This is a genomic window from Streptomyces sp. P9-A2, assembly GCF_036634175.1.
Lineage (GTDB): Bacteria > Actinomycetota > Actinomycetes > Streptomycetales > Streptomycetaceae > Streptomyces > Streptomyces pratens.
This window is the reverse complement of sequence record NZ_JAZIFX010000001.1, coordinates 793,214-815,609: the sequence shown is the minus strand read 5'-3', so window position 1 is coordinate 815,609 and position 22,396 is coordinate 793,214. Positions and strand designations below refer to the sequence as shown.

11 protein-coding genes (1 of these 11 only partly in view) are annotated in these 22,396 nt (G+C 73.3%); 6 read left to right on the top strand and 5 right to left on the bottom strand.

Annotated elements, in window-relative coordinates:
- The first annotated feature begins 35 nt into the window (after positions 1-35).
- The gene (locus V4Y04_RS03595) at positions 36-581 is read left to right on the top strand and encodes a hypothetical protein (protein ID WP_332425785.1); all 546 of its coding nucleotides are present in this window, start codon (positions 36-38) and stop codon (positions 579-581) included.
- 18 nt (positions 582-599) lie between these two features.
- Here the strand turns inward: V4Y04_RS03595 and V4Y04_RS03590 are convergent, their stop codons facing one another.
- The gene (locus V4Y04_RS03590; protein ID WP_332425784.1) at positions 600-749 is read right to left on the bottom strand and encodes a hypothetical protein; all 150 of its coding nucleotides are present in this window, start codon (positions 747-749) and stop codon (positions 600-602) included.
- Positions 750-1,076: 327 nt separating this feature from the next.
- Between V4Y04_RS03590 and lnt the strand changes: the two genes are divergently transcribed.
- The 4 genes from lnt to V4Y04_RS03570 all read left to right on the top strand — a co-directional run bounded on the left by lnt (position 1,077) and on the right by V4Y04_RS03570 (position 6,309).
- Complete coding sequence (lnt, locus tag V4Y04_RS03585) at positions 1,077-2,681, top strand: apolipoprotein N-acyltransferase (protein ID WP_332425783.1); 1,605 nt, start codon at positions 1,077-1,079, stop codon at positions 2,679-2,681.
- A gap of 72 nt (positions 2,682-2,753) precedes the next feature.
- The gene (locus V4Y04_RS03580) at positions 2,754-3,233 is read left to right on the top strand and encodes an NUDIX hydrolase (RefSeq protein WP_332425781.1); all 480 of its coding nucleotides are present in this window, start codon (positions 2,754-2,756) and stop codon (positions 3,231-3,233) included.
- A 54-nt stretch (positions 3,234-3,287) separates the two neighbouring features.
- Entirely contained in the window at positions 3,288-4,088 is an 801-nt protein-coding gene (locus V4Y04_RS03575) for a 3-hydroxybutyrate dehydrogenase (RefSeq protein WP_332425779.1), read from the top strand.
- 199 nt (positions 4,089-4,287) lie between these two features.
- Positions 4,288-6,309, top strand: coding sequence for a helix-turn-helix domain-containing protein (locus tag V4Y04_RS03570; RefSeq protein ID WP_332425777.1), 2,022 nt, complete (start codon positions 4,288-4,290; stop codon positions 6,307-6,309).
- Between the two features lie 119 nt (positions 6,310-6,428).
- On the opposite strand, the gene V4Y04_RS03565 is transcribed toward V4Y04_RS03570, so the two are convergent.
- The 4 genes from V4Y04_RS03565 to V4Y04_RS03550 all read right to left on the bottom strand — a co-directional run bounded on the left by V4Y04_RS03565 (position 6,429) and on the right by V4Y04_RS03550 (position 12,458).
- Entirely contained in the window at positions 6,429-7,835 is a 1,407-nt protein-coding gene (locus V4Y04_RS03565; RefSeq protein ID WP_332425775.1) for an MFS transporter, read from the bottom strand.
- Between the two features lie 858 nt (positions 7,836-8,693).
- Positions 8,694-9,989, bottom strand: coding sequence for a glycosyltransferase (locus V4Y04_RS03560; protein WP_332425774.1), 1,296 nt, complete (start codon positions 9,987-9,989; stop codon positions 8,694-8,696).
- Positions 9,990-10,280: 291 nt separating this feature from the next.
- The gene (locus tag V4Y04_RS03555; RefSeq protein WP_332425773.1) at positions 10,281-10,529 is read right to left on the bottom strand and encodes a transposase; all 249 of its coding nucleotides are present in this window, start codon (positions 10,527-10,529) and stop codon (positions 10,281-10,283) included.
- 291 nt (positions 10,530-10,820) lie between these two features.
- The gene (locus V4Y04_RS03550) at positions 10,821-12,458 is read right to left on the bottom strand and encodes an MFS transporter (protein WP_332425772.1); all 1,638 of its coding nucleotides are present in this window, start codon (positions 12,456-12,458) and stop codon (positions 10,821-10,823) included.
- 557 nt (positions 12,459-13,015) lie between these two features.
- Between V4Y04_RS03550 and V4Y04_RS03545 the strand changes: the two genes are divergently transcribed.
- Positions 13,016-22,396, top strand: partial view of a non-ribosomal peptide synthase/polyketide synthase gene (locus V4Y04_RS03545; RefSeq protein WP_332425771.1) — the beginning only. It continues 19,743 nt past the right edge of the window; the window shows 9,381 of its 29,124 coding nt (coding positions 1-9,381); the start codon lies at positions 13,016-13,018; the stop codon falls past the right edge of the window.

The window sequence follows — 22,396 nt, the reverse complement described above, 5'->3', positions numbered from 1 at the left end:
TCCCCGCGAAGCGAAACGTGAGTAATCTCGAAGGCATGAGGGACCACCCCCGCGGTGCCCACACCCCGCACCCCGATGTCTGGACCGGCCGCGCGACCAACCGGATGCAGTGGCTGCTGGCGCTGATCGGCGCCGCCTGCATGGCACTCGGCATCGTGCTGGCCGTCGACTCGGCCTGGTCGAGCGGCGTCGCGCCGCTGGCCATGGCCGTCGTCGGGTGCATCGCGGCCGGGCTGCTGGTCCTGTTCGGCACGCTCGCCTTCGTGCACGTCGCCCTGCGGGTCGACGAGGACCACCTGGAAGTGCGCTGCGGCCACATCGGAGTGCCGCGCCGCCGCATCCCGCTGTCGCACGTCGCCGGAGCCGAGTTCGTCCCGCACGTCACCCCGCGGCACTGGGGCGGCTGGGGCTACCGCTGGAGGCCGGAGAAGGGCACCGCCGTCGTCGTGCGCCGGGGCGAGGGCATCGCCCTGAGCCTGTGGGACGGACACACCTTCACGATCACCGTGGACGACGCGCAGGCGGCGGTGACCGTCATCCGCGCCCGTCTCCACCCGCACCGGCCGGACCCGGCAGGCTGAGCCACCGCACCGGGGCGGTCACGGTGTGCGCCGGGTCCCGCGTACGGGAGTGTTCGTGTCCGTCGGCCGCTCCGGTGCGCCGACGGCGAGCGGACCGGCCGTCGCGAGTCCCGCGAGCAGGTCCGCCCCCACCGGAAGCGCGGTGAAGTCCAGCGCGTTGCCCACCACGACGCCCGCCGTGTCCGGACCGCTCCGTCTTCCGCAGTCCGCATCCGGGCCGGCGAAAACCATCCCCGCGGAACCCACCCCGCACCCCCGCACCGTGTCACCCCCGACCTGTGACGGACACCGGCCGCCGACCCCGCGACGGGCCGGCACGACCGAGGCACCGGCGCACGGTAGCGGCTGGTGGGCGGTCCGGGGATGTGCGGGGGACGTGTTTGACGAGCCCCGCCTCCACCTGCGGCCCATCCCTCCCGTACGGCCCTCCCGTCGGCCGGTCTCCCGCGCGGTCGGTACGGCCGACGCCCAGGTCGGTCGCCGTAGACTCGCGGAGTGACCGTCATCGCAACCTCCGTCGGCGAGTCGGACCCGATGCCCCCGCAGACCGCGCCCAGCTCGTGGCACCGGTGGCTCGTGCGTCTCGTTCCGGCCGCAGCGGCAGCACTCTCCGGGCTGCTCCTCTACGTCAGCTTCCCACCCCGCACCCTGTGGTGGCTGGCGCTGCCCGCCTTCGCCGTCTTCGGCCTGCTGCTGCGCGGGCGGAGCTGGAAGGCGGGGCTCGGCCTCGGCTGTCTCTTCGGCCTGGGCTTCCTGCTGCCGCTGCTGGTGTGGACCGGTGTGGAGGTCGGCCCCGGGCCGTGGATCGCCCTCGCCGCGATCGAGGCGGTCTTCGTCGCGCTGGTCGGTGCGGGTGTCGCCGCGGTCTCGAAGCTGCCCGGATGGCCGGTGTGGGCCGCCGCTCTCTGGACCGCGGGGGAGGCGGCGCGCGCGCGCGTGCCGTTCAGCGGTTTCCCCTGGGGCAAGGTCGCCTTCGGGCAGGCGGACGGCGTGTTCCTGCCGCTCGCCGCGCTGGGCGGCACCCCCGTGCTCGGCTTCGCGGTCGTCCTGTGCGGCTTCGGCCTGTACGAGATCGCGCGCGTGTCCCTGGACGCCCGCCGTACCGGGACCGTGCGGCGCGTGGCGGCGGCCGTCGGCGCCCTGAGCGTGACGGTGCCCCTCGTGGCCGCGGTCGCCACCCGGCCACTGGTGAGCGACACGGCCGAGGACGGCACGGCGACCGTCGCGGTCGTCCAGGGCAACGTGCCGCGTCTGGGGCTCGACTTCAACTCCCAGCGGCGTGCCGTCCTCGACTACCACGCGCGCGAGACGGAGCGCCTGGCCGCCGCCGTCGACGCGGGCAGGGCCGAGCGGCCCGACATCGTGCTGTGGCCGGAGAACTCCTCCGACATCGACCCCTTCACCAACGCCGACGCGCGTGCCGTCATCGACCGCGCGGCCCGGGCGATCGGGGCCCCGATCTCGGTCGGCGCCGTGGTGGGCAAGGACGGCAGGCTGCTCAACGAGCAGGTCCTCTGGGACCCGGCGAAGGGCCCTGTCGACACCTACGACAAGCGGCAGATCCAGCCCTTCGGCGAGTACCTTCCGCTGCGCTCCCTGGTCGGGGCGATCAACGACGAGTGGACGTCGATGGTCCGCCAGGACTTCAGCCGGGGCACCGAACCCGGTGTGTTCAGCATGGCCGGCACCGGAGTGGGACTGGTCACCTGCTACGAGGCGGCCTTCGACTGGGCGGTGCGCGACACGGTCACCGACGGCGCCCAGCTGATCTCCGTACCCAGCAACAACGCGACCTTCGGCCGCAGCGAGATGACATACCAGCAGCTCGCCATGTCCAGGGTCCGCGCCGTCGAGCACAGCCGCACCGTCACCGTCCCGGTGACCAGCGGTGTCAGCGCGATCATCATGCCGGACGGGACGGTCAGCCGGAAGACCGGCATGTTCGTCGCCGACTCCCTGGTGCAGGAGGTGCCGCTGCGCTCCTCCCGGACCCCCGCCACCCGCCTCGGCGTCCTACCCGAGATCGCCCTTGTCCTGGTTGCCGCGGGCGGCCTGGGGTGGGCCGTCGGCACCGGTGTGCGCGGGCGGACGCGCCGGTGACGCGCGGTCGTACGGAGGACGCACCCCCTGAAGTGCCGTGGAGCGGCCCGACCTGCGCGTTAAGGTCGGGGCATGGCTACTCCTGATTTCATCAGTACCCTGCGCGTCTCCGCCGGTCACCAGTTGCTCTGGCTTCCCGGGGTCACCGCCGTCGTCTTCGACGATGAGGGCAGAGTGCTGCTGAACCGCCGGTCCGACACCCGCAAGTGGTCGGTGCTCGGCGGCATCCCGGACCCGGGGGAGCAGCCCGCGGCCTGCGCGGTGCGCGAGGTCGAGGAGGAGACCGCGGTGCACTGCGTCGTCGAGCGGGTCGTGCTGGTCCAGGCGCTGAACCCGGTGACGTACGGAAACGGCGACATCTGCCAGTACATGGACATCACCTTCCGCTGCCGTGCCGTCGGCGGTGAGGCCCGGGTCAACGACGACGAATCACTGGACGTCGCCTGGTTCGCCGTGGACGCGCTGCCGGAGCTGAACGAGTTCGGGCGTTTCCGCATCAAGCAAGCCATGGCTGACACACCCACATGGTTCGACCCCACTACTTCTGGCTGAACTGTGGGGCGCAACCACATGGGGCGGGGTAGGGGGGCTGCCTAGGGTCGGGACATGACCGCGCCCCACGCCCTCTCCACCCCCCTGGCCCCCCTGCTCGACCTCGGTGGCCGCACCGCCCTCGTCACCGGTGCCGCCGGCGGCATCGGCCGCGCCTGCGCGCTGCGGCTCGCGGCGGCCGGCGCCAAGGTGAGAGCCGTCGATCGGGACGCCGCCGGCCTGGAGGCGCTGGCCGAGCAGGCCCAGGACCTCGGCGGCGGCATCGAGCCGTATGTCCTCGACCTCATGGACCTGGACGCCGCCGAGGTCGCCGCCGCGGGCACGGACGTACTGGTCAACAACGCCGGACTGCAACTGGTCCGCCCGATCGAGGACTTCCCGCCCGCCGTCTTCCACACGGTGCTCACCGTGATGCTCGAGGCACCGTTCCGGCTCATCCGCGGCGCCCTGCCCCACATGTACGGACAGGGATGGGGCCGCATCGTCAATGTGTCCTCAGTCCATGGGCTGCGGGCCTCGGCCTACAAGTCCGCCTATGTGTCCGCCAAACATGGTCTCGAGGGACTGTCCAAGACCGCTGCTCTCGAAGGCGCACCCCATGGTGTCACCTCGAACTGTGTGAACCCCGCCTATGTGCGCACCCCACTGCTCGAGAAGCAGATCGCCGACCAGGCACGGGCGCACGGCGTCCCCGAGGAGGAGGTCGTGGCCACCGTCATGCTGCAGGACAGCGCGGTCAAGCGGCTCATCGAACCGGAGGAGGTCGCCGAGGCGGTGGCGTACCTGTGCGCCCCACAGGCGTCGTTCGTCACCGGAACGTCGTTCGTGCTGGACGGTGGCTGGACCGCGCACTGAGCCACGACCGACCGGTGACGAGAGGGAAGGGAGAGCCGGAGCCGGCCGTCGCGCCACCGCCGCCCCCCTCACCCAGGAACCCACGCCGGATGTCACCCGGTGCCCGCTCGGCCATGTTGTCCACAGGCCCACGGCCCCCCGCCCACCGGGTTGTCCACAGGCCTGACGGGGTGGCCGTGGGATGAGGAATCCTGTGTCCATGTCCCGCGATCACCTGCAGCCCGTCGAGCGTCCGGCCCCCGGTGCCGTGCCGGACCGGACGCGCCCCGAGGACCGGTCCGCATCCGAGCCGCACGGCCGGTCCGCATCCGAGCCGCACGACCGGCCCGCACAGGGCAGTGCCGAGACGCCGTTCCTGGAACTCCTGGCCCGGGGCGCGTCAGCCGAGGCCTACGATCAGCCGGTGCTCCTGGCCCGTGCCGAGGGACTGCCCACCGAGCGGATCACCGCCCTCGAACAGGCCCGGAGGCTCGCCCTGCGCGTCCGCTCCGACCTGGAGGGACGGCGCCGCCGTGAGGCCGAGCTGTCCGCGCTCTTCGAGACCGCCCACGACCTCGCCGGACTGCGCGACCTGGACGCCGTGCTCCAGGCGATCGTGCAGCGCGCCCGCTCACTGCTCGGCACCGACGTCGCCTACCTCAGTCTGAACGACCCGGCCCGGGGCGACACCTACATGCGGGTCACCGAGGGCTCGGTCGCGGCCCGCTTCCAGCAGTTGCGCCTCGGCATGGGGGAGGGGCTCGGCGGCCTGGTCGCCCAGACCGCCCGCCCCTATGTCACCGACGACTACTTCCGGGACGACCGCTTCGAGCACACCCTCACCATCGACACCAGCGTCCGGGACGAGGGGCTCGTGGCCATCGTCGGGGTACCTCTCATGCTCGGGCACACCGTCATCGGCGTGCTGTTCGCCGCGGACCGGCGGGCCCGGGTCTTCGAGCGGGAACAGATCGCCCTGCTCGGGTCCTTCGCCGCACTCGCCGCGGCCGCCATCGACACCGCGAACCTGCTCGCCGAGACCCGCTCGGCCCTCGCCGGTCTGGAGCGCGCCAACGAGATCATCCAGGACCGCAGCGGAGTCATCGAACGCGCCTCCGACGTCCACGACCGGCTCGCCGAACTCGTCCTGCGCGGTGGCGGGGTCCACGACGTGGCCGCTGCCGTCTCCGAGGTCCTGGACGGCACGGTCGAGTTCACCGAGGCCGCCACCGCGCCCACTCGGGCCCTCGAGGCGTCCCGCGCGGAAGCACACGTGGTGCGCCACGGCCGCGACTGGGTCGCGGCCGTGTCCGCGGGCGATGAACTCCTCGGAGCCCTTGTGCTGCGCGGCCACCCCGGCCTGGACCCCGTCGACCAGCGCACTCTGGAACGCGCGGCCATGGTCACCTCGCTCCTGCTGCTCGCCCGCCGCTCCGCCGCCGAGGCCGAGCAGCGCGTCCGGGGTGAGTTGCTCGACGACCTGCTCGACGCCCGCGACCGCGATCCGCGCCTGATGCGCGAGCGCGCGGCCCGGCTGCACGCCGACCTCGAGGCGACCCACGCCGTACTCTCCGCCCGCATCGAGGGCTCCGCCGCCGACGCCGACGAGGAAGCGGACGCCCGCCGGCGTCTGTGGGCCGCGGCATCGCACCTCGCGGCGACCCGTCAAGGCCTCGCCGCCGCACGCGACGGCGGCACCGTCCTGCTGCTCCCCCTCGGCCCCGACGACACGGCCACCGAGCTGGCCCGCCGCACCGCCCGCCAGCTCGGCACGGCCGTCCACGAGCCGGTCACCGTCGGAGCCTCCGCCCCGGTCGAGCACCTCACCGCCCGCCCCGACACCGTGGCCACGGCCTACGTGGAGGCCCGACGCTGCCTCGACGCCCTGCGCGTGCTCGGCCGCTCCGGCGACGGCGCCGCCGCCGAGGACTTCGGCTTCCTTGGGCTGCTCCTGGCCGGGGAGGGCGACATCACGGGTTTCGTCGACCGCACCATCGGCCCGGTCGTCGCGTACGACCAACGGCGCGGCACCGACCTGCTGCGCACCCTCGACACGTACTTCGCCTGCGGCATGAGCCCCGTCCGCACCAAGGACGACCTACACGTGCACGTGAACACGGTGGCCCAGCGCCTGGACCGCGTCGGCCGCCTCCTCGGCGACGACTGGCAGAGCCCGGACCGCGCCCTGGAGATCCAACTCGCCCTGCGCCTGTACCGGTTCTCGGCGCCGGCGGGGGCGTAGGTACCCGTGCCGGCCGGGTACCGACACCAGGGTCGGCGCAGGCCGGGACAGCGCCGACCCTCGTACGCCCGGTGCGGGCGTACGAGGGTCGGACCGGTGGCGACCGGCGACCGTCGTGATCAGCCGGTGTGCGCGTCCTGCGTCGTGGCCGGCGCCTTGGCGGGGGTCCCGGCCGGCCCCTGTGCCTTTCCTCCCGGGGCGATCTCGTTCAGGTCCCGGTGACGGGTCTCCTTGGCCGCGACCACGGCGACGACCGTCAGGAGGCTCGCGGCGATGACGTACAGGGCGATCGGGGTGGAGCTGTCGTAGTCCGCGAGCAGCGCGGTGGCGATCAGCGGCGCGGGCGCGCCCGCGGCCACGGAGGAGAACTGGGCACCTATCGAGGCCCCGGAGTAGCGCATCCGCGTCGCGAACATCTCGGAGAAGAAGGCGGCCTGCGGCGCGTACATCGCACCGTGCATCACCAGGCCCACGGTCACCGCGAGGAGCAGGGCACCGAATCCTCCGGTGTCGATCAGCGCGAAGAACGGGAACATCCACAGGCCGACGCCGACCGCGCCGATCAGATACACGGGCCGCCGCCCGATCCGGTCCGACAGCGCACCCCAGGCCGGGATGGTGACGAAATGGATGGCGGAGGCGACCAGTACGGCGTTCAGCGCCGTCTGCTTGGACACGCCGGCCGACGTGGTGGCGTAGACGAGGATGAACGCGGTGATCACGTAGTAACTGATGTTCTCCGCCATGCGCGCGCCCATCGCGACCAGCACATCACGCCAGTGGTGCCGCAGCACGGCCACCAGCGGCATTCGCTCGGCGAGGGCCCCGGCGTCCGCCTCACGGGACTCGGCCTGTGCCAACGCCTCCTTGAACACCGGCGATTCGTCGACGGAGAGCCGAATCCACAGACCGACGATCACGAGCACTCCGGAGAGCAGGAACGGGATGCGCCAGCCCCAGCTGCCGAAAGCCGCGTCCGAGAGCACAGCGGTCAGGATGGAGAGCACACCGGTCGCCAGCAACTGCCCCGCCGGGGCACCGGTCTGCGGCCAGGAGGCCCAGAATCCGCGACGTCGCGCGTCACCGTGCTCGGACACCAGCAGCACGGCCCCTCCCCACTCACCGCCCAGTGCGAAACCCTGGACCAGCCGGAGCACGGTGAGCAGCACGGGTGCGGCGCTGCCGATCGTCGCGTGTGTGGGCAGCAAGCCGATCGCACAGGTCGCACCGCCCATCAGCAGCAGGCTCAGCACCAGCAGCTTCTTGCGCCCGAGCCGGTCCCCGTAGTGCCCGAAGACCAAAGCACCCAGCGGCCGGGCGGCGAACCCGACCGCGTACGTCAGAAACGACAGCAGTGTACCGACGAGCGGGTCGGAGCCGGGGAAGAACAGCTTGTTGAAGACGAGTGCGGCGGCGGCGCCGTAGAGAAAGAAGTCGTACCACTCGATGGTGGTGCCGATGAGGCTCGCGGCGACGATGCGCTTGAGGTTCGACGGGGCTGGTGGAGCGGTCGCGGGGGAGGACATCGGCACCACTTCCTGGCGTTCGACGGGGACGTTTGTGTGTCGCCACACGGTAGGAACGCGCAGATGAGAGGCGTATGTGGTGGGACACCATAGTTCTGGGTGCGGGAGTGCGTGCCCCCACTATGGGGGCAGCGTCGAGGTCTCCTCGATGGCCTTGGACAGGGTTGTGAAAGAGGCTGTCCGAGTTGCACTACTGGGGCATGATTCGGGGGCGCCGTGCTGACTCCCGTGCTGGTTCGGTGCTGACTGAAAGCCCACGTCATCACCTGTGTACCGGTACGCGCCGTTCCGCACCTGCTCCAGCGTCGTGTGAACCGGCGCCACCAGGTCCTCATCGGCGCCTCGCAGGTGGAACCTCAGCGTGAAGTCCAGAAGTTCACCGGTTGGCGGCGCGGACCGGCGGCGATGCGGTGACGCCTTGGGCCGACCTGGGCAGACACGCCTTTCGGAGTCTTTCAGGGTGTGCCGTCTCATCTCCGGCGTTCAGGGCTGATGCGCAGGTGCGTCCGCGGTCCGGCGCCTGCGTGTCGCGGCTGCGCCGGCAGCAGCGGGTGTGGCGGCAGATGCTCCCGTTGCCCCGCCGGACGAGCCGCCGGAGCCGTCCGAGCTGTCCGGGGGGCCGTTCGGGAAGGTGCGGTTGCTGTCGCGGGGGAAGGGGTCCCGGCAGTCAGGGCCGCCGTCTTCGTCCCGGCCACGCAGGTCCACCTTGCCCCGTTGCTCCGGTCCGGCGCCGGACAGCCGTTGTCCGGGTCGGTCGGTTCGAGAGTCACCCACGTGCTGTGGGTGACCTCCTCGTTCTCTGCGGGGTCGTGCGCGCACGCGCGCCAGTCGTCGTAGTTCGTCCGAGGGCCGGCGCAGTCAGCCCGTGGCGGCCCGTTCGATCAGATCCGCGGCCGTATGCAGCCCGTCGCGCGCCCGGATCGTCTCACCGGCTTCGGTGAGGGCGCGCCGCAGAGTCGTATCGCCGAGCAGACGGCCGATCGCGCCGTGGAGTTGGGCGTCGGTGAAGCGGTACGGGTCGAGCCGGACGCCGTAATCCAGTTCGGCCATGCGCTGGGCGTTGTCGTGCTGGTCCCAGAACAGCGGCAGCAGGATCATGGGCTTACCGAAGTGGAGGGCCTCGGTGGTCGTGTTGTTGCCGCCATGCGTGATGACGAGGTCGACCAGCGGGAGGATCCGGGTCTGCGGCAGGAATTCCTCGCCCCACATGTTCGGCGGCAGCTCGATCTCCTCGTGCAGCGGGCCTTTGGAGACGATGTAGCGGTGCGGGGTGCGGGCGAGCGAGGTGATGACCCTGCGCATGAGGTCCACGTCGGCCGAGCCGAGCGAGCCGAGGCTGAAATAGATCAGCGCGCCGCCGTCGGCCAGGCCGGGCGGCAGCGTGAACCTCTCCTGCGTCTCGCGGACCGAGGAGTCCAGCCGGTGCCAGGTGGGGCCCAGCGGACGGGCGTCCGTGTAGTCGGCAGACTCGGGACAGACGTACAGGTTCAGGTCGCCCTCGTGGATGAACTCCAGGTCGGGCAGCGGACGCGCGCCCTGCTCGGTCACCCAGGCGCTGAAGTCGCTCCACAGGCTCCGGTGCGTGCGGTCGTACTCGGCGCGGAACTCGTCCCACTCGCTCCGGTCCCCGGCCGGGTACCCGGAGAACGGCGGTGGAACGTGCTCGCCTTTCATCTCCAGCGGGTTACAGGAAACGATCCGCACGAAAGGTACGCCCGCCGTGGTCAACGCAGGGAAGCACACAACGTTGTCCTCGACGATCACATCCGGCCGGACCCGGTCGATGATCTCCTTCATCTGCGGTTCGCAGTACCGGGCGCCGGAGACCAGCTCCTCCCACACCGGCTTGATCCAGGTGCCCAGCTGCTCGATGGTCGGCTTCCGGAACTCGGGCGCGGTGTCGCGTATGAAATCTTTCCAGAACTGGCCCGCGTCCTGGGGTTGTTCGGGCGGCGGGGCCAGATCGACCAGGTCCTCCTCGAAACCGAGCGGCGCGAGGCGGCCCTTCCAGGACGCCTCCGCGGCGAACACCACACGGTGCCCCCGGCGGCGCAGGACACCCCCGATCCCTACGCAGTTGTTCGTCGGCCCGTACGCGCTCTCCGGTGCGAAGAGGATGGTCAGGGGTCGTAACGATCTTCCCGTAGGCGACAAGCCCAACTCCTTTATCAGCCAAGGCGGTTCCGAAGTCTCACACCGGATCCGAACGCTGGGCAAGACCGCCGGGACCGCCGCCCTCGGGTCGCCGCTCGTAGTTGCGGACCGGACGGCGTGAGCGCATAGCCACTCGAACGTGTGCTCCATCAGCCATTTCTTGGGCAGCACGATGACCCCTGCCGCACCGTCGCTGCGTTCGGCCACCGTCAGCGTGAGCCGCCAGAGGGTGTGGACGGTATCGACCGGCTGCCCGGTGCAGCCGCCGTCGGCCCGCACCCGCGTGATCCGTCAGTGCCGCTCGCGCAGCCGGGCCGGCAGGCTGTGGCCTGCCTCCCGACAGGTGACCGACGCTGCTGTGACCGTCACGGCCAGCAGCAGCCCGAGGGTGTCCACCACGATGCGCCGCTTGCGGCCGTTGATCTTCTTTGCGCCGTCGAAGCCCCGGGACTCGGCCGGCACCGACGCGGGTGCTTTCACCGACGGTGCGTCGATGATCCCCGCTGTGGGCTCGGCCTCACGGCCCTCGTGCTCACGCACCCGTCCGCGCAGCCGGTCGTGGAACTCGGCGATCAGCCCGTGCTCGCGCCGACGGCGAAAGAGGGCGTGGACCCCGCCCCGGGCGGGAAAGTCCGCCGGCGTCGCCCGCCAGGAGATCCCGCCCGCGACCAGGTCGGATCGCGTCCAGCATCTGGTAGTGGCAGTAGCCCTCGGGCTGCCCGCCCCTGCCCTGAAGCCGGGCCGGCACCGGCAGTAGCGGCCGGCTGGCCGCCCGCCCCAGCGGGAAACCTGTTGACCTGCACGTTCCATGACCGGTCGAGATATGGCTTCTCAGGGCAGGTGCAGGTCGGAATCCAGGTCTTGGTCCAGGTCCTTGCGCGGGTTCGCGTCCTGATCCCGGGCGGGGTCCGGTTCCTGTTCCGGGTCGGGGCCCGACCCCTGGTCGAGTTCCCCGTGCGCGGTGCGCAGGGGTGTTTCCCGCATCAGCAGGACGGCGGTCAGCGCGAGCAGGGCGAAGGGCACGGCGGTGGCGAACACGTCGCCGAAAGCCTGCCCGTACACCGTCTGGACGCTCTCCACGGCCGAGGGCGGCAGCGCGCCCAGGTCCGGCAGGCCGCCGTCGAGTCCGGTCCCGGCCGCGGCGTGTGCGCAGGACAGGGCGTCCACGCGGGCGGTGAGCAGGGAGCCGAGTGCGGCGAGCCCGAGTACACCGCCGAGGCTGCGGGAAAGGACCACCAAGGTGGTGGTGGCGCCCAGGCCGTCCGGCGGCGCCGCGTTCTGGGCGATCAGCACGAGGTTCTGCGAGACGATGCCGACGCCCGCGCCGCCCGCGAACAGAGCGGCGCTCACCAGCGGCAGTGGGGTGTCCGCCTCCACGGTGCCCATGAGTGAGAAGCCGAGGACGAGCAGCAGGCCTCCGACGGCCAGGAGGCGTTTCCAGCGGCCTCGCGCGGCGATCAGACGGCCGGCGACGCCGGAGGCCACCAGCAGACCCGCGACCATCGGCAGGGTCAGCAGGCCCGACACGGCCGGTGACTGCGCCCGGGCGGTCTGGAAGTACTGACCCAGCAGGGCGGGGGCGGCGAACAGCGCCGGTCCGACCGCGAAACCGGCGAGCGCCGCCAGGGCGATGGTGCGGTCGCGCAACAGGCGCAGCGGCACCAGCGGATCGGCGGCCCGTGACTCGCGACGGACGAACAGCACGGCCAGGACGAGCACGGCACAGGCCGCTCCCGCGGTCGGCCAGGACACCCACGGGACGCCGTCACCGGCCCGGGTGACGGCGAGGAGGAGCGTACCGACCGCGGCGGTGAGCAGGGCCGCGCCCCAGAGGTCGGGGCGGGATCCGCGCGTCGCGCGCCCGGAACCGGCCCCGGGCGCGGGCAGCCGCAGTGTCCGGTGGAGGGTGAGTCCGGCGCCGGCCGCGAGGAGCACGCCCAGATGGAAGCAGCCGCGCCAGCCCACCCCGGGGGTGTCGGCGAGGAGGCCGCCGAGCGGGGGACCGGCGACCGTTCCGGCCGTGACGACCAGCGTGATGCGGCCGTTGTACCGGCCACGCTCTCGTGGCGGGACCAGCGCGGCCATGATGACCTGGGCCAGCGCGTTCACCCCGCCGGCCCCCAGCCCCTGCACGGCCCGGCCCGCGATGAGCTGCCCGACGTCACCGGCCAGCGCGCACCACGCCGACCCGAGGGCGAACAGGCCGAGCGAGCACTGGATCAGTGTCTTGCGGTCCGTGAGGTCGGCGAGCTTCCCCCAGAGCGGCAGACTCAGCGTGGAGGAGACCATCGTGGCCGCGACGACCCAGGTGAAGGCGGCCTGGCTGCCGTCCAGGTCGGCGACGACGCGGGGCAGCGCGGTGACGACCACGGTGCCGGCCAGCAGGCCGGCGAAGAGGCCGAGCAGCAGGGCGCGGAACGCGCGGCGGGTTTCGGCGGGACTCATCAGGAGGGTGCCGAGCTGCGCCATGAGGATCCTCGGGGGTCGCTGCCGCACGGCGCGGCGGGAGGGGTCAGGGAAAGCATCGGGAAAGCATCGGGAAGGGATGGGGAGGGGGCTGGGAGGGGCGGGGCGCGGTGAGTGCCGGCGGATGGCCCGGGGGAAGCGGAACCGAAGAGGCGCCGCGACGGTTCGATGATGGCATCCGGCCGCGGACGGCGGATGACGCCCCGGACCGTACAGATCACCGCAGTTGGGGGAAAGTTCAGCCGAGTGAACAAGAGGTCCCCGCAGGTGATGCCGGGGTGAATACCGGGCGTGCGCCACAGGCGGAATACGCGGTTTCCGACCCGGCGCCGACCGCCGCGGAGGCCCCGCGCGGTGCGGGACAGTTCACCTGAAGATCATTTTCCGTGAGCGGGCACCCCGACCGGTCAACTCGCCGTGCTAGACACCGAGGTGACAGCCAATCACCACTGACCGAGGTCGGCCGACGCGGTGAATGCCGTGGTCACCAGGGTTTTCCCGGTCCGGTACCGAGATCGGGCCACGCTCGCCGTTCATCCGTATGCCTGGGAGTTACGTACGTGCTAGACGACCATCCTTGTGGCCTGCCGCTGACCCCGGGACAGTCGGGCATCTGGTTCGGCCAGCAGTTGGCCCCGGAGAGCCGCGCCTACCACCTCGGCATCTACGTCGACATCGCCGGTCCGCTCGACCTCGCGCTGCTGGCCGAGGCGACGCGACGCTTCCTCGACGAGGCCGACGGGTTCCGCGTCCGGATCGGGGAGCACGCGGGCGAACTGCGCCAGTGGGTCGAGCCGACCGGTGCGTGGGAGCAGCTCTTCATCGACGTGTCGGCCGAGGCCGACCCCGAGGCCGCGGCACACGCCTGGATGAAGGCCGACATGGCGCGTCCGCGCCTCCTGGGCCACCCGCCGAACCTCACGAGCGCGGTGATCCGCGTCGCCGGGCAGCGCCACTGGTGGTACTCGGGCATCCACCATTTGATCAGCGACGGGTTCGGCGCCGGGATCGCCGTACGGCGCGCGGCGGCCGTCTACACCGCGCTCTCCGAGGGGCGCGACCCCGCGGAGGGCGCCCTGCGGCCGGTCCGGGAGCTGCTGGACGAGCAGGCGGCCTACCGGACCTCGGACGACTTCCGCGCCGACCGGGCGTACTGGCTGGAACGGATGGCCGGCCGGCCCGCACCGGCCGGGCCGGCGGAGCGGGCCGCGCGGCCTTCCGCCCCGGTGCACCGGCGGACCTCATGGCTGAGCCCCGAGACCGAGTCGGGGATGCGGAAGGTCGCGCGGAGCGGCCGGTCGAGCTGGCCGGCCGCCTTCGTCGCGGGCGTCACCGCCTATCTGCACCGGATGACCGGGGCGGACGACCTGGTGCTGGGCTTTCCGGTCACCGCGCGCGTCAGTTCCGTCGCGGAGGCCGCCCCCGGCATGGTGTCCAACGTCGTCCCGCTGCGGCTGAGGGTGGACCCCGGCCTGACGTACGGCGAGCTGACCGCCCGGGTCGCGGCCGAGATGAAGAACGCGGTGCGGCACCAGCGCTATCCGGAGGCGGACCTCGCCCGCGACCTCGGCCTCTCCGCGGGGGGCCGGCTCTACGGGCCGGTCGTCAACGTCATGCCGTTCGGCCAGAACTTCACCTTCGGCGGCCTCCGCGGCTCCCTGCACAGCCTGGCCGTGGGGCCGGTGGCCGACCTGTCGGTCGCCTGCTACGGCGGGCGCCCGGGACAGCGCGGCGCGATCAAGGCTGTCGTCGACGGGAACCCCGAGCTGTACTCGGCCGGTGAACTGGCCGGACACCACGAGCGGTTCCTGCGGCTGCTGGAGAGGCTCACCGCGGGGGACGACGCCGCCGCGCGGCCGATCGGCCACGGTGACCTGCTCGACGAGGACGAGCGCCGGCGCGTGCTGGGCGGCTGGTCCGGTGGTGCCGGAGCCGTCGGCGATGTCGCCCCCGCCGAGGAGAGCGACGCGGAAAGCGCACCGGAGAGGACTTCGAAGGGTGACCCGGGGCGCGCCCCGGAGAGCGACCCGTGGCGGCTGGTCGCGGCGCAGGCGGCCCGGACTCCGGACGCCGTCGCGGTGACCGCCCAGGGAGCGTCCCTGACGTACGGCGAACTGGTCGGCCGGGTGGCCCGGCTGGCCGGCGTCCTGGCCGGTCACGGAGTGGGGCCGGAGGACCGCGTGGCGCTGGCACTGCCACGCTCGGTGGACCTGGTGGCCGGAGTGCTGGCCTGCCTGCACTCCGGCGCCGCCTATCTGCCGCTGGACCTGTCGCATCCGGCGGAGCGGCTGGAACTCATGGTGGCCGAGGCACGGCCGGCCGTGGTCCTGACGACGGCCGAACTGGCCGAGCGGGTGCCGCGGGGCCCGCGACGGGTGCTGACCGACGGGCCGTGGGACGTCGCCCCCGCCGACGACCCTCCCCATGCTCATGCCCCCGCGGAGGCCGGCGTCGCGGCGCCGCCCGCCACGGTGCACGGTTCGGCCGCGGCGTACGTCATCTTCACCTCGGGGTCGACAGGCCGGCCCAAGGGCGTGGTCGTTCCCCGGTCGAGCCTCGCCAATCTGCTGCTGGACATGGCCGGGCGGGCCGGCCTCGGCGGCGGCGACCGCCTGCTCGCCGTGACCACGCCGGCCTTCGACATCGCCAACCTGGAGCTGCTCGCTCCTCTGGTGACCGGTGCCGCGGTGGTGGTGGCCGGACCTGACGAGACACGCGACCCGGCACGGCTGCGGCGACTGCTGCTGACCGAGGGTATCTCGGTGATGCAGGCGACGCCGAGCCTGTGGCAGGCGGTGTCCGCGGAGGTCGCCCCCGTCCTCGGCGGCGTCCGGGTCCTCGTCGGCGGTGAGGCGCTGCCGGGCGCACTGGCGCGTGAACTCGTCGCGTCCGCCGCGTCGGTGACCAACGTCTACGGCCCCACGGAGACGACGGTCTGGTCGACCGCGGCGGACCTGTCGGCCGAGGACACCGAAGCGGCGACGGTCACCATCGGACGGCCGATCGCCGGTACCGCGGTGTACGTGCTGGACGGGGCGGCGCGCCCCGTGCCGCCCGGCGTGGTGGGCGAGTTGTACATCGCCGGCGCCGGACTGGCGCGCGGGTACGCGCAGCTGCCCGGTCTGACGGCCGAGCGCTTCGTGGCCGACCCCTTCGGCGCCCCCGGCACCCGCATGTACCGGACCGGCGACCTCGTACGGTGGACGCGGGACGGCCGGCTCGCCTACGTGGGCCGGGCGGACCAGCAGGTCAAGGTGCGCGGACACCGTATCGAGTCGGGCGAGATCGAGGCCGTGCTCGAGCGGCAGCCGGGCGTGGACCGTGCCGCGGTCGTGCTCCGTGAGGACACGCCGGGCCGGCGGCAGCTGACGGCGTACCTCGTCCCGGGCACGGAGCCGGTGGCGGGCGAACACGAGCTGGCCGCGGCGCTGGCGCGGCGCCTCCCTCCGTACATGGTGCCCGCCGCCTTCATGACCCTCCCGGAACTGCCCCTGACGGCGAACGGCAAGCTCGACCGGGCCGCGCTGCCCGCGCCGGCGGCGGCCGTGCCCGGTGGCGGCCGGACGCCACGGAACCCGGTCGAGGAGACCTTCTGCCGGCTCTGCGCCGACCTGCTCGACACACCGGGCGTGAGCATCGACGACGACTTCTTCGCCCTCGGCGGCGACAGCGTCTCGGCGATGCGCCTGGTCGCCGCCGCACGCCGCGAGGGACTGGCCATCACCCTGCGCGACGTGTTCGAGCACCCGGCCGTGGTGGACCTCGCCGCCCGCGCGGTCCCGCGGGAGGACGCCACGGGCGACGCCTCCCCGGTACCGGAGCCCTCGGACGCCGCCCTGTTCGCCGAGACCGAACTCCGGCGCCTGCGCGCCCGCTACCCGCGGCTCTCGGACGCCCTGCCCCTGACTCCCGTACAACAGGGCCTGCTGTTCCAGTCCCTGCACGACGCGCAGGCCGACGGGGACGACGACTACACCGTGCAGCTCGGCTTCACGGTCGAGGGCCCGCTGGACGGGCACCGGCTGCGTGCGGCCTGGCACGCCCTGCTGCGCCGGCACCCCATCCTGCGCTCCGCGTTCGTCGCCGACGCCGCCGACGTACCGGCGCAGGTGGTGCTCGACGACGTCGAGCTGCCCTGGCGCGACGTGGACCTCACGGAGCCGCCCACGGACACCGAAGCCCGGGAGCGGGACCGGCGACTGCGGCAGGTCGCCGCCGAGGAGCGGGCCGGACGCTTCGACCTGGCACGCCCCCCGCTGCTGCGGATCGCCCTGGTGCGGCTCGCCCCCGAGCGGCACGCCGTGCTCTTCACCCACCACCACATGCTGCTCGACGGCTGGTCGCTGCCCCTGCTGGGCCGTGAGCTGTTCGCGCTGTACCACGACGAGCCCCTGCCGCCGGTGACCCCGCCGCGCGCGTACCTGTCCTGGCTCGGACGGCAGGACCGTGACGCGGCCCGCGCCGAGTGGAGTGCCGCGCTCGACGGGCTCGACGCACCGACGCTCCTCGTGCCGGACGCCGCCGAAGCGGCGGAGTCGGCGCAGGGCCGGTACACCGTCGACCTGTCGGCCCGTACCACCGACGCCCTGCGGGACCTGGCCGCCGCGCACGGCCTCACCCTCAACACCGTCGTCCAGGGCGCCTGGGCCCTCCTTCTGGCCGGGCTGACCGGGCGCGACGACGTCGTGTTCGGCACCACGGTCGCCGGCCGTCCCGCCGAGATCGACGGGGCCGAGTCCATGGTCGGGCTGTTCGTCGACACCGTCCCCGTGCGCGTACGGCTGCGTCCGGCGGACGACCTGCTCGGTGTCCTGCGTGGGATGCAGCGCCGGCAGTCGCGTCTCACGGCCGCCGCGCACCTGGGCCTGCCGGACATCACCCGCCCGACCGGGCTCGACCGGCTCTTCGACACCGTCCTGACCTTCGAGAACTTCCCCGTCGACCCGGCCGCCTTCCGGCCGGGCCCCGGCCTCGGCATCACCGGTCCGCACGTCCACGCGGGCACCCACTATGCGCTGACCCTGCTGGTGGTGCCGGAAACCGCCGGGCTCAGCCTGCGGTTCGGCTACCGGGCCGGCGTCTTCTCGCCGCAGGACATCGCCCTCGTCGGTGAACGGCTGGTGCGGTTGCTGGAGGGGCCGGTCGCCGACCCCACCCGGACCGTCGGCGCCGTCGACGTGCTCCTTCCGAAGGAGCGGCGGCAGGTGCTGGCGGAGTGGAACGACACCACCGTGCCGGTGCCGCCCGTCACCGTGCCCGAACTGGTCGCGGCACAGGCTGCGGCCACGCCCGACGCGACCGCCGTGGTGTACGGGGACGGCGGGGACGGTACCGAGGAGCTGACGTACGCCGGGTTCGACGCCCGGGTGGCGGCGCTCGCGGCGCTGCTGCGCGAGCGCGGGGCCGTGCCCGAGACCCGCGTGGCCGTCGCCGTGCCGCGTTCGGCGGACCTGCTCGTCGCCGTCCACGCCGTGCTGCGCGCGGGCGCGGTGTACGTGCCGGTGGACCCGGACCTGCCGGCGGAGCGGATCGGGCTGCTGCTGGACGACGCGGCCCCGGCCTGCGTCCTCACCACGCGCGGCCTCGTCGAGCGGTTCCCCCGGCTGAGCGGCCCGGACACGGTCCTCCTCGGGGACGGCGCACCCGCCGGTGCCGGTGGAGCCCTGTCCTCGCCGGTCCCCGTGGCGCCCGGCTCGGCCGCGTACATGATCTTCACCTCGGGCTCGACCGGCCGCCCGAAGGGCGTCGTCGTCTCCCACGAGGCCATCGCCAACCGGGTGCTGGGTATGCAGCGGGAGTTCGCCCTGACCGCCGACGACCGGGTGCTGCACAAGACGCCCGTCGGGTTCGACGTGTCCGTGTGGGAGCTGCTGTGGCCGCTGACCACGGGCGCCACGGTGGTCGTGGCACGCCCCGGCGGGCACCGCGACCCGGAGTACCTGGCGGCGGCCATCGAGACCCACCGGGTGACGACGGTGCACTTCGTCCCGTCGATGCTCCGGGTGTTCCTCGACGTCCTCGACGAGCCCGCCGCGGCCGCGGCGGGGGCCGGGCTGCGGCGCGTGATCTGCAGCGGCGAGGCGCTTCCCACCGAACTCGCCGGCACCTGCCTCCGCCTCCTCGACGTGCCGCTGTTCAACCTGTACGGGCCGACCGAGGCGGCCATCGACGTCACCCGGTGGACCTGCGTCCCCGCCGGGACCGCCACCGCGGTGCCCGCCGGGACGGGCACGGTCCCCATCGGTCGTCCGGTGGACAACACCCGGGTGTACGTGCTCGACGCGGCGCTCCGGCCGGCCGCCCCGGGCGTCGCGGGTGAGCTGTACCTGGCGGGACGCCAGCTCGCCCGCGGTTACCCGGCCCTGCCCGGGACGACCGCGCTCCGCTTCGTGGCCGACCCCTTCGGCCCCGCGGGCAGCCGCATGTACCGCACCGGCGACCTGGCGCGGTGGCGCGGCGACGGCACGCTGGAGTACCTGGGCCGGACCGACCACCAGGTCAAGATCCGAGGGGTGCGCGCCGAGCCCGCCGAGATCGAGGCCGCGCTCGCCGGGCACCCGGCGGTGAGCCGGGCCGCAGTGATCGTCCGGGAGGACGAGCCGGGCCGACGGCAGCTCACCGCCTACGTGGTGCCGGCCCTCCACGGGCGTGACACGGACGTGTCCGGGTCCGAGCAGGTACAGGCACAGGCACAGGTACAGGAGTGGAACGCCGTCTGGGAATCGGTCTACGCACCCGCCGCCCAGGCACCGTCCGCACCGAGCGCCACCGGAGAGCTTCCGGCCGGTCGACTCCCGGCCGGCGAACCCCCCGCCTTCGGCGACGACTTCGCCGGCTGGGACAGCAGCTACGACGGCCGGCCCCTCCCGTACGGGGAGATGAGCCGCTGGCGCGACGCGACCGTGGAGCGGATCCGCGCCCTGCGTCCCGTACGCCTGCTGGAGATCGGCGTCGGTGCGGGCCTGCTGCTGTCGCGGCTCGCCGGGGACACCGAGACCTACTGGGCGACCGACTTCTCCGCCGAGGCGATCGGCACGCTGCGCGACCGGCTGCCCGGCCGCCTCGCCGGCCGCGTCACCCTGCGGCACCAGGCGGCGGACGACACCGGGGGCCTGCCCACCGGGTTCTTCGACACCGTCGTACTGAACTCGGTGATCCAGTACTTCCCGGACGCCGGCTACCTGGACCGGGTGATCCGCGCCGTCGCGCCGCTGCTGGCACCCGGCGGGCGGATCTTCGTCGGTGACGTACGGGACCTGCGGGCCGCCCGCGCCTTCGAGACGGAGAAGCACCTCGTCCGCCTTCCTCCGGGCCGGCACACCGGCACCGCGGCGCTGCGCCGGTCCATAGGCCGGGCCCTGCTGAACGAGAACGAACTGCTCGTCGATCCCGCCTGGTTCACCGGACGGACCGGTCCCGGCGGTCCCTTCACGGCCGCGGACGTCCAGGTGAAGCGGGGCGGGTACCGCAACGAACTGAGCCGCTACCGCTATGACGTCGTCCTGCACACGGCCCCGGCAGCCGTGGCGGCGCCGCCGGCCGACGGCCACGACGCCGGCGACGGAACAGACCTGGACGGGCTGCGGCACACCCTGTCCACGGCCCGCCCGGCCCGACTGCGCGTGTCGGGGCTCCCCGACGAGCGCACCGCCCGGCAGGTCCTGGCGGCCGGGCGGCTGGCCGAGGGGGCCGAACCCGCCCGTGCCGCGCGCGTCCTCGCGGACGACGTCCCGGTGCCCGGCGCGGTGGACCCCGAGGACCTGTACGCCCTCGCAGAGGAACTGGGCTACCGCGTAGCCGTGGCGCCGTCGGTGACCGGCCCCGGCGCGGTGGACGCCGTCTTCCGGCGCAGGGACACCTCGGACTCCCCGTCCGGTGAGGGCACCCCGGACGCCGTGACCGGTGACGTGCTGTGCGCCTACCGGCCCGCGACGGAATCCGTCCCGGCCCCGGCGCGGCAGACCAACGAGCCGGGCCTCGCCCGCAGGCTCGCCGCGCTCCCGGCCGAACTGCGGACCCTCGCCGAACGCACCCTGCCGGAGGCCCTCGTGCCCGCCGCCTTCGTGGTGCTGGCGGAGCTGCCGCTCACCGCGAACGGCAAGCTGGACCGCGCCGCCCTTCCGGCGCCGGACTTCGCGGCCGCACCGGACAGCCGGACGCCGCGCGACGCGACCGAACAGGCCCTGTGCACCGCCTTCGCCCAGCTGCTGGGCATCCCGCACGTGGGGATCGACGACAGTTTCTTCGCGCTGGGCGGCGACAGCGTGCTGGCCATGCGGCTGGTGGGCGCCGCGCGCCGGGCGGGGATCGGCCTGGCCGTCCGTGACGTCTTCGCGCACCCCACCGTCGCGGCTCTCGCCTCCGTGGCGCGGGAGGCCGAGGACACCGACGTCACCGGATCGCCGGAAGCGGCACGCGAGGAGCCCCTGCTGCCGCTGCCGGCGCCGGTGCGCGAGCGGTTGACCGCCCCGTACCCGGGTCCGGTGGACATGCCGGTCCTCCCGCTGACACCGTTGCAGGAGGGGCTGCTCTTCGAGTCCCTGGCCGCCGCGCAGGCCCCGCGGGCCGGTGAGGACGGCCGGGCCCGGGTGGACGACTACACCGTCCAGCTGTCGCTCACGCTGGACGGCCCTCTCGACCCGGCCCGGCTGCGCACCGCCTGGGCCAGGCTGCTGGTCCGGCACGGCAGCCTGCGGGCCGCCTTCGTGTACGACGCGGACGCGGGCCCGGTGCAGATCGTCTCCGGCGAGGTGGAACCGCCCTGGCGGGAGACGGACCTGTCCACGACCGACGGGCCGGGGCGGGAGTCGCGGCTCGCCGAGCTGCGGACCGCGGAGCGGGAGGCCCCGTTCGACCCGGCGCGGCCGCCGCTGCTGCGCGTGGCGCTGGCACGGCTGGCCCCGCACCGGCACACGATGATCGTGACCTACCACCACATCCTGTTCGACGGCTGGTCGCAGCCGCTGCTGCTGAACGAACTGCTGACCGCCTACGCCGAGCCGGACTCCCGCTCCCCGGCGCCCCAGTTCGAGCGGTACCTGTCCTGGCTCGCCCGGCAGGACAAGGACGCGGCACGGCAGGCGTGGCGGCAGGCACTCGACGGTGCCGAACCGACCCTCGTGGTGCCGGTGACCGGCAGCCGGACGGACCACGACACCGGCGGTACGGCGTACGCACCCGGGCACGAGACCGTGGAGCGCCTGCTGCCCCCGGACCTGACGTCCCGCCTGACCGCGCACTGCCGCCGCCACGACCTGACACCGGCCACCCTGGTGCAGGGTGTGTGGGCCACCCTGATCGGCGCGCTGACGGGTCGCGACGACGTCGTCCTCGACGCTCCGAACGCGGGCCGCCCGGCCGACGTCGAGGACGTGGAGTCCGTCATCGGCCTGTTCATCAGCACCGTTCCGGTGCGGGTGCGCCTCGACCCGGCGCGGCCGATGGCCGCCGTTCTGCGCCGGCTGCAGGACGAGCAGTCCCGTCTCGCCGCCCACCAGCACCTCGGACTGCCGGAGATCCAGCGGCAGACCGGTGTGGGAGCGCTCGCCGACACGATGGTGGTGTTCCTCAACTTCCCGCTGGACCCGGCCGTGTTCCGGCCGGCGGACGGCATCCGTGTCTCCGCCGTCGACGGTGGAGTGGCCACGAGCTACCCGCTGCGGCTGCTCGCCACCCCCGGCGAGCGGATGCACCTCACCCTCGGCTACCACACCTCCGCCTACGACCGGGCCGCCGCCGAAGCGCTCATGGACCGGCTGGTGCGCCTCTTCGAGGAGCTCGGCGACGGCCTGGACCGGCCCGCCGGCCGCGCCGGAGTCCTCACCCCGCGCGAACGCGGCCACCTGCTGACCGCCTGGCAGGGAGCACAGGACGAGGCCACGGCAGCCGGCATCGTCACCGGCATACTCGAAGACCGGACGGCCACCGCCCCCGACACCCCG

Excerpts from the sequence above, each read along its gene's own strand:
- V4Y04_RS03595 (WP_332425785.1), top strand. The coding sequence starts at position 36 with ATGAGGGACCACCCCCGCGGTGCCCACACCCCGCACCCCGATGTCTGG.
- V4Y04_RS03580 (WP_332425781.1), top strand. The coding sequence starts at position 2,754 with ATGGCTACTCCTGATTTCATCAGTACCCTGCGCGTCTCCGCCGGTCAC.
- V4Y04_RS03575 (WP_332425779.1), top strand. The coding sequence starts at position 3,288 with ATGACCGCGCCCCACGCCCTCTCCACCCCCCTGGCCCCCCTGCTCGAC.
- V4Y04_RS03570 (WP_332425777.1), top strand. The coding sequence starts at position 4,288 with ATGTCCCGCGATCACCTGCAGCCCGTCGAGCGTCCGGCCCCCGGTGCC.
- V4Y04_RS03565 (WP_332425775.1), bottom strand. The coding sequence starts at position 7,835 with ATGTCCTCCCCCGCGACCGCTCCACCAGCCCCGTCGAACCTCAAGCGC.
- V4Y04_RS03550 (WP_332425772.1), bottom strand. The coding sequence starts at position 12,458 with ATGGCGCAGCTCGGCACCCTCCTGATGAGTCCCGCCGAAACCCGCCGC.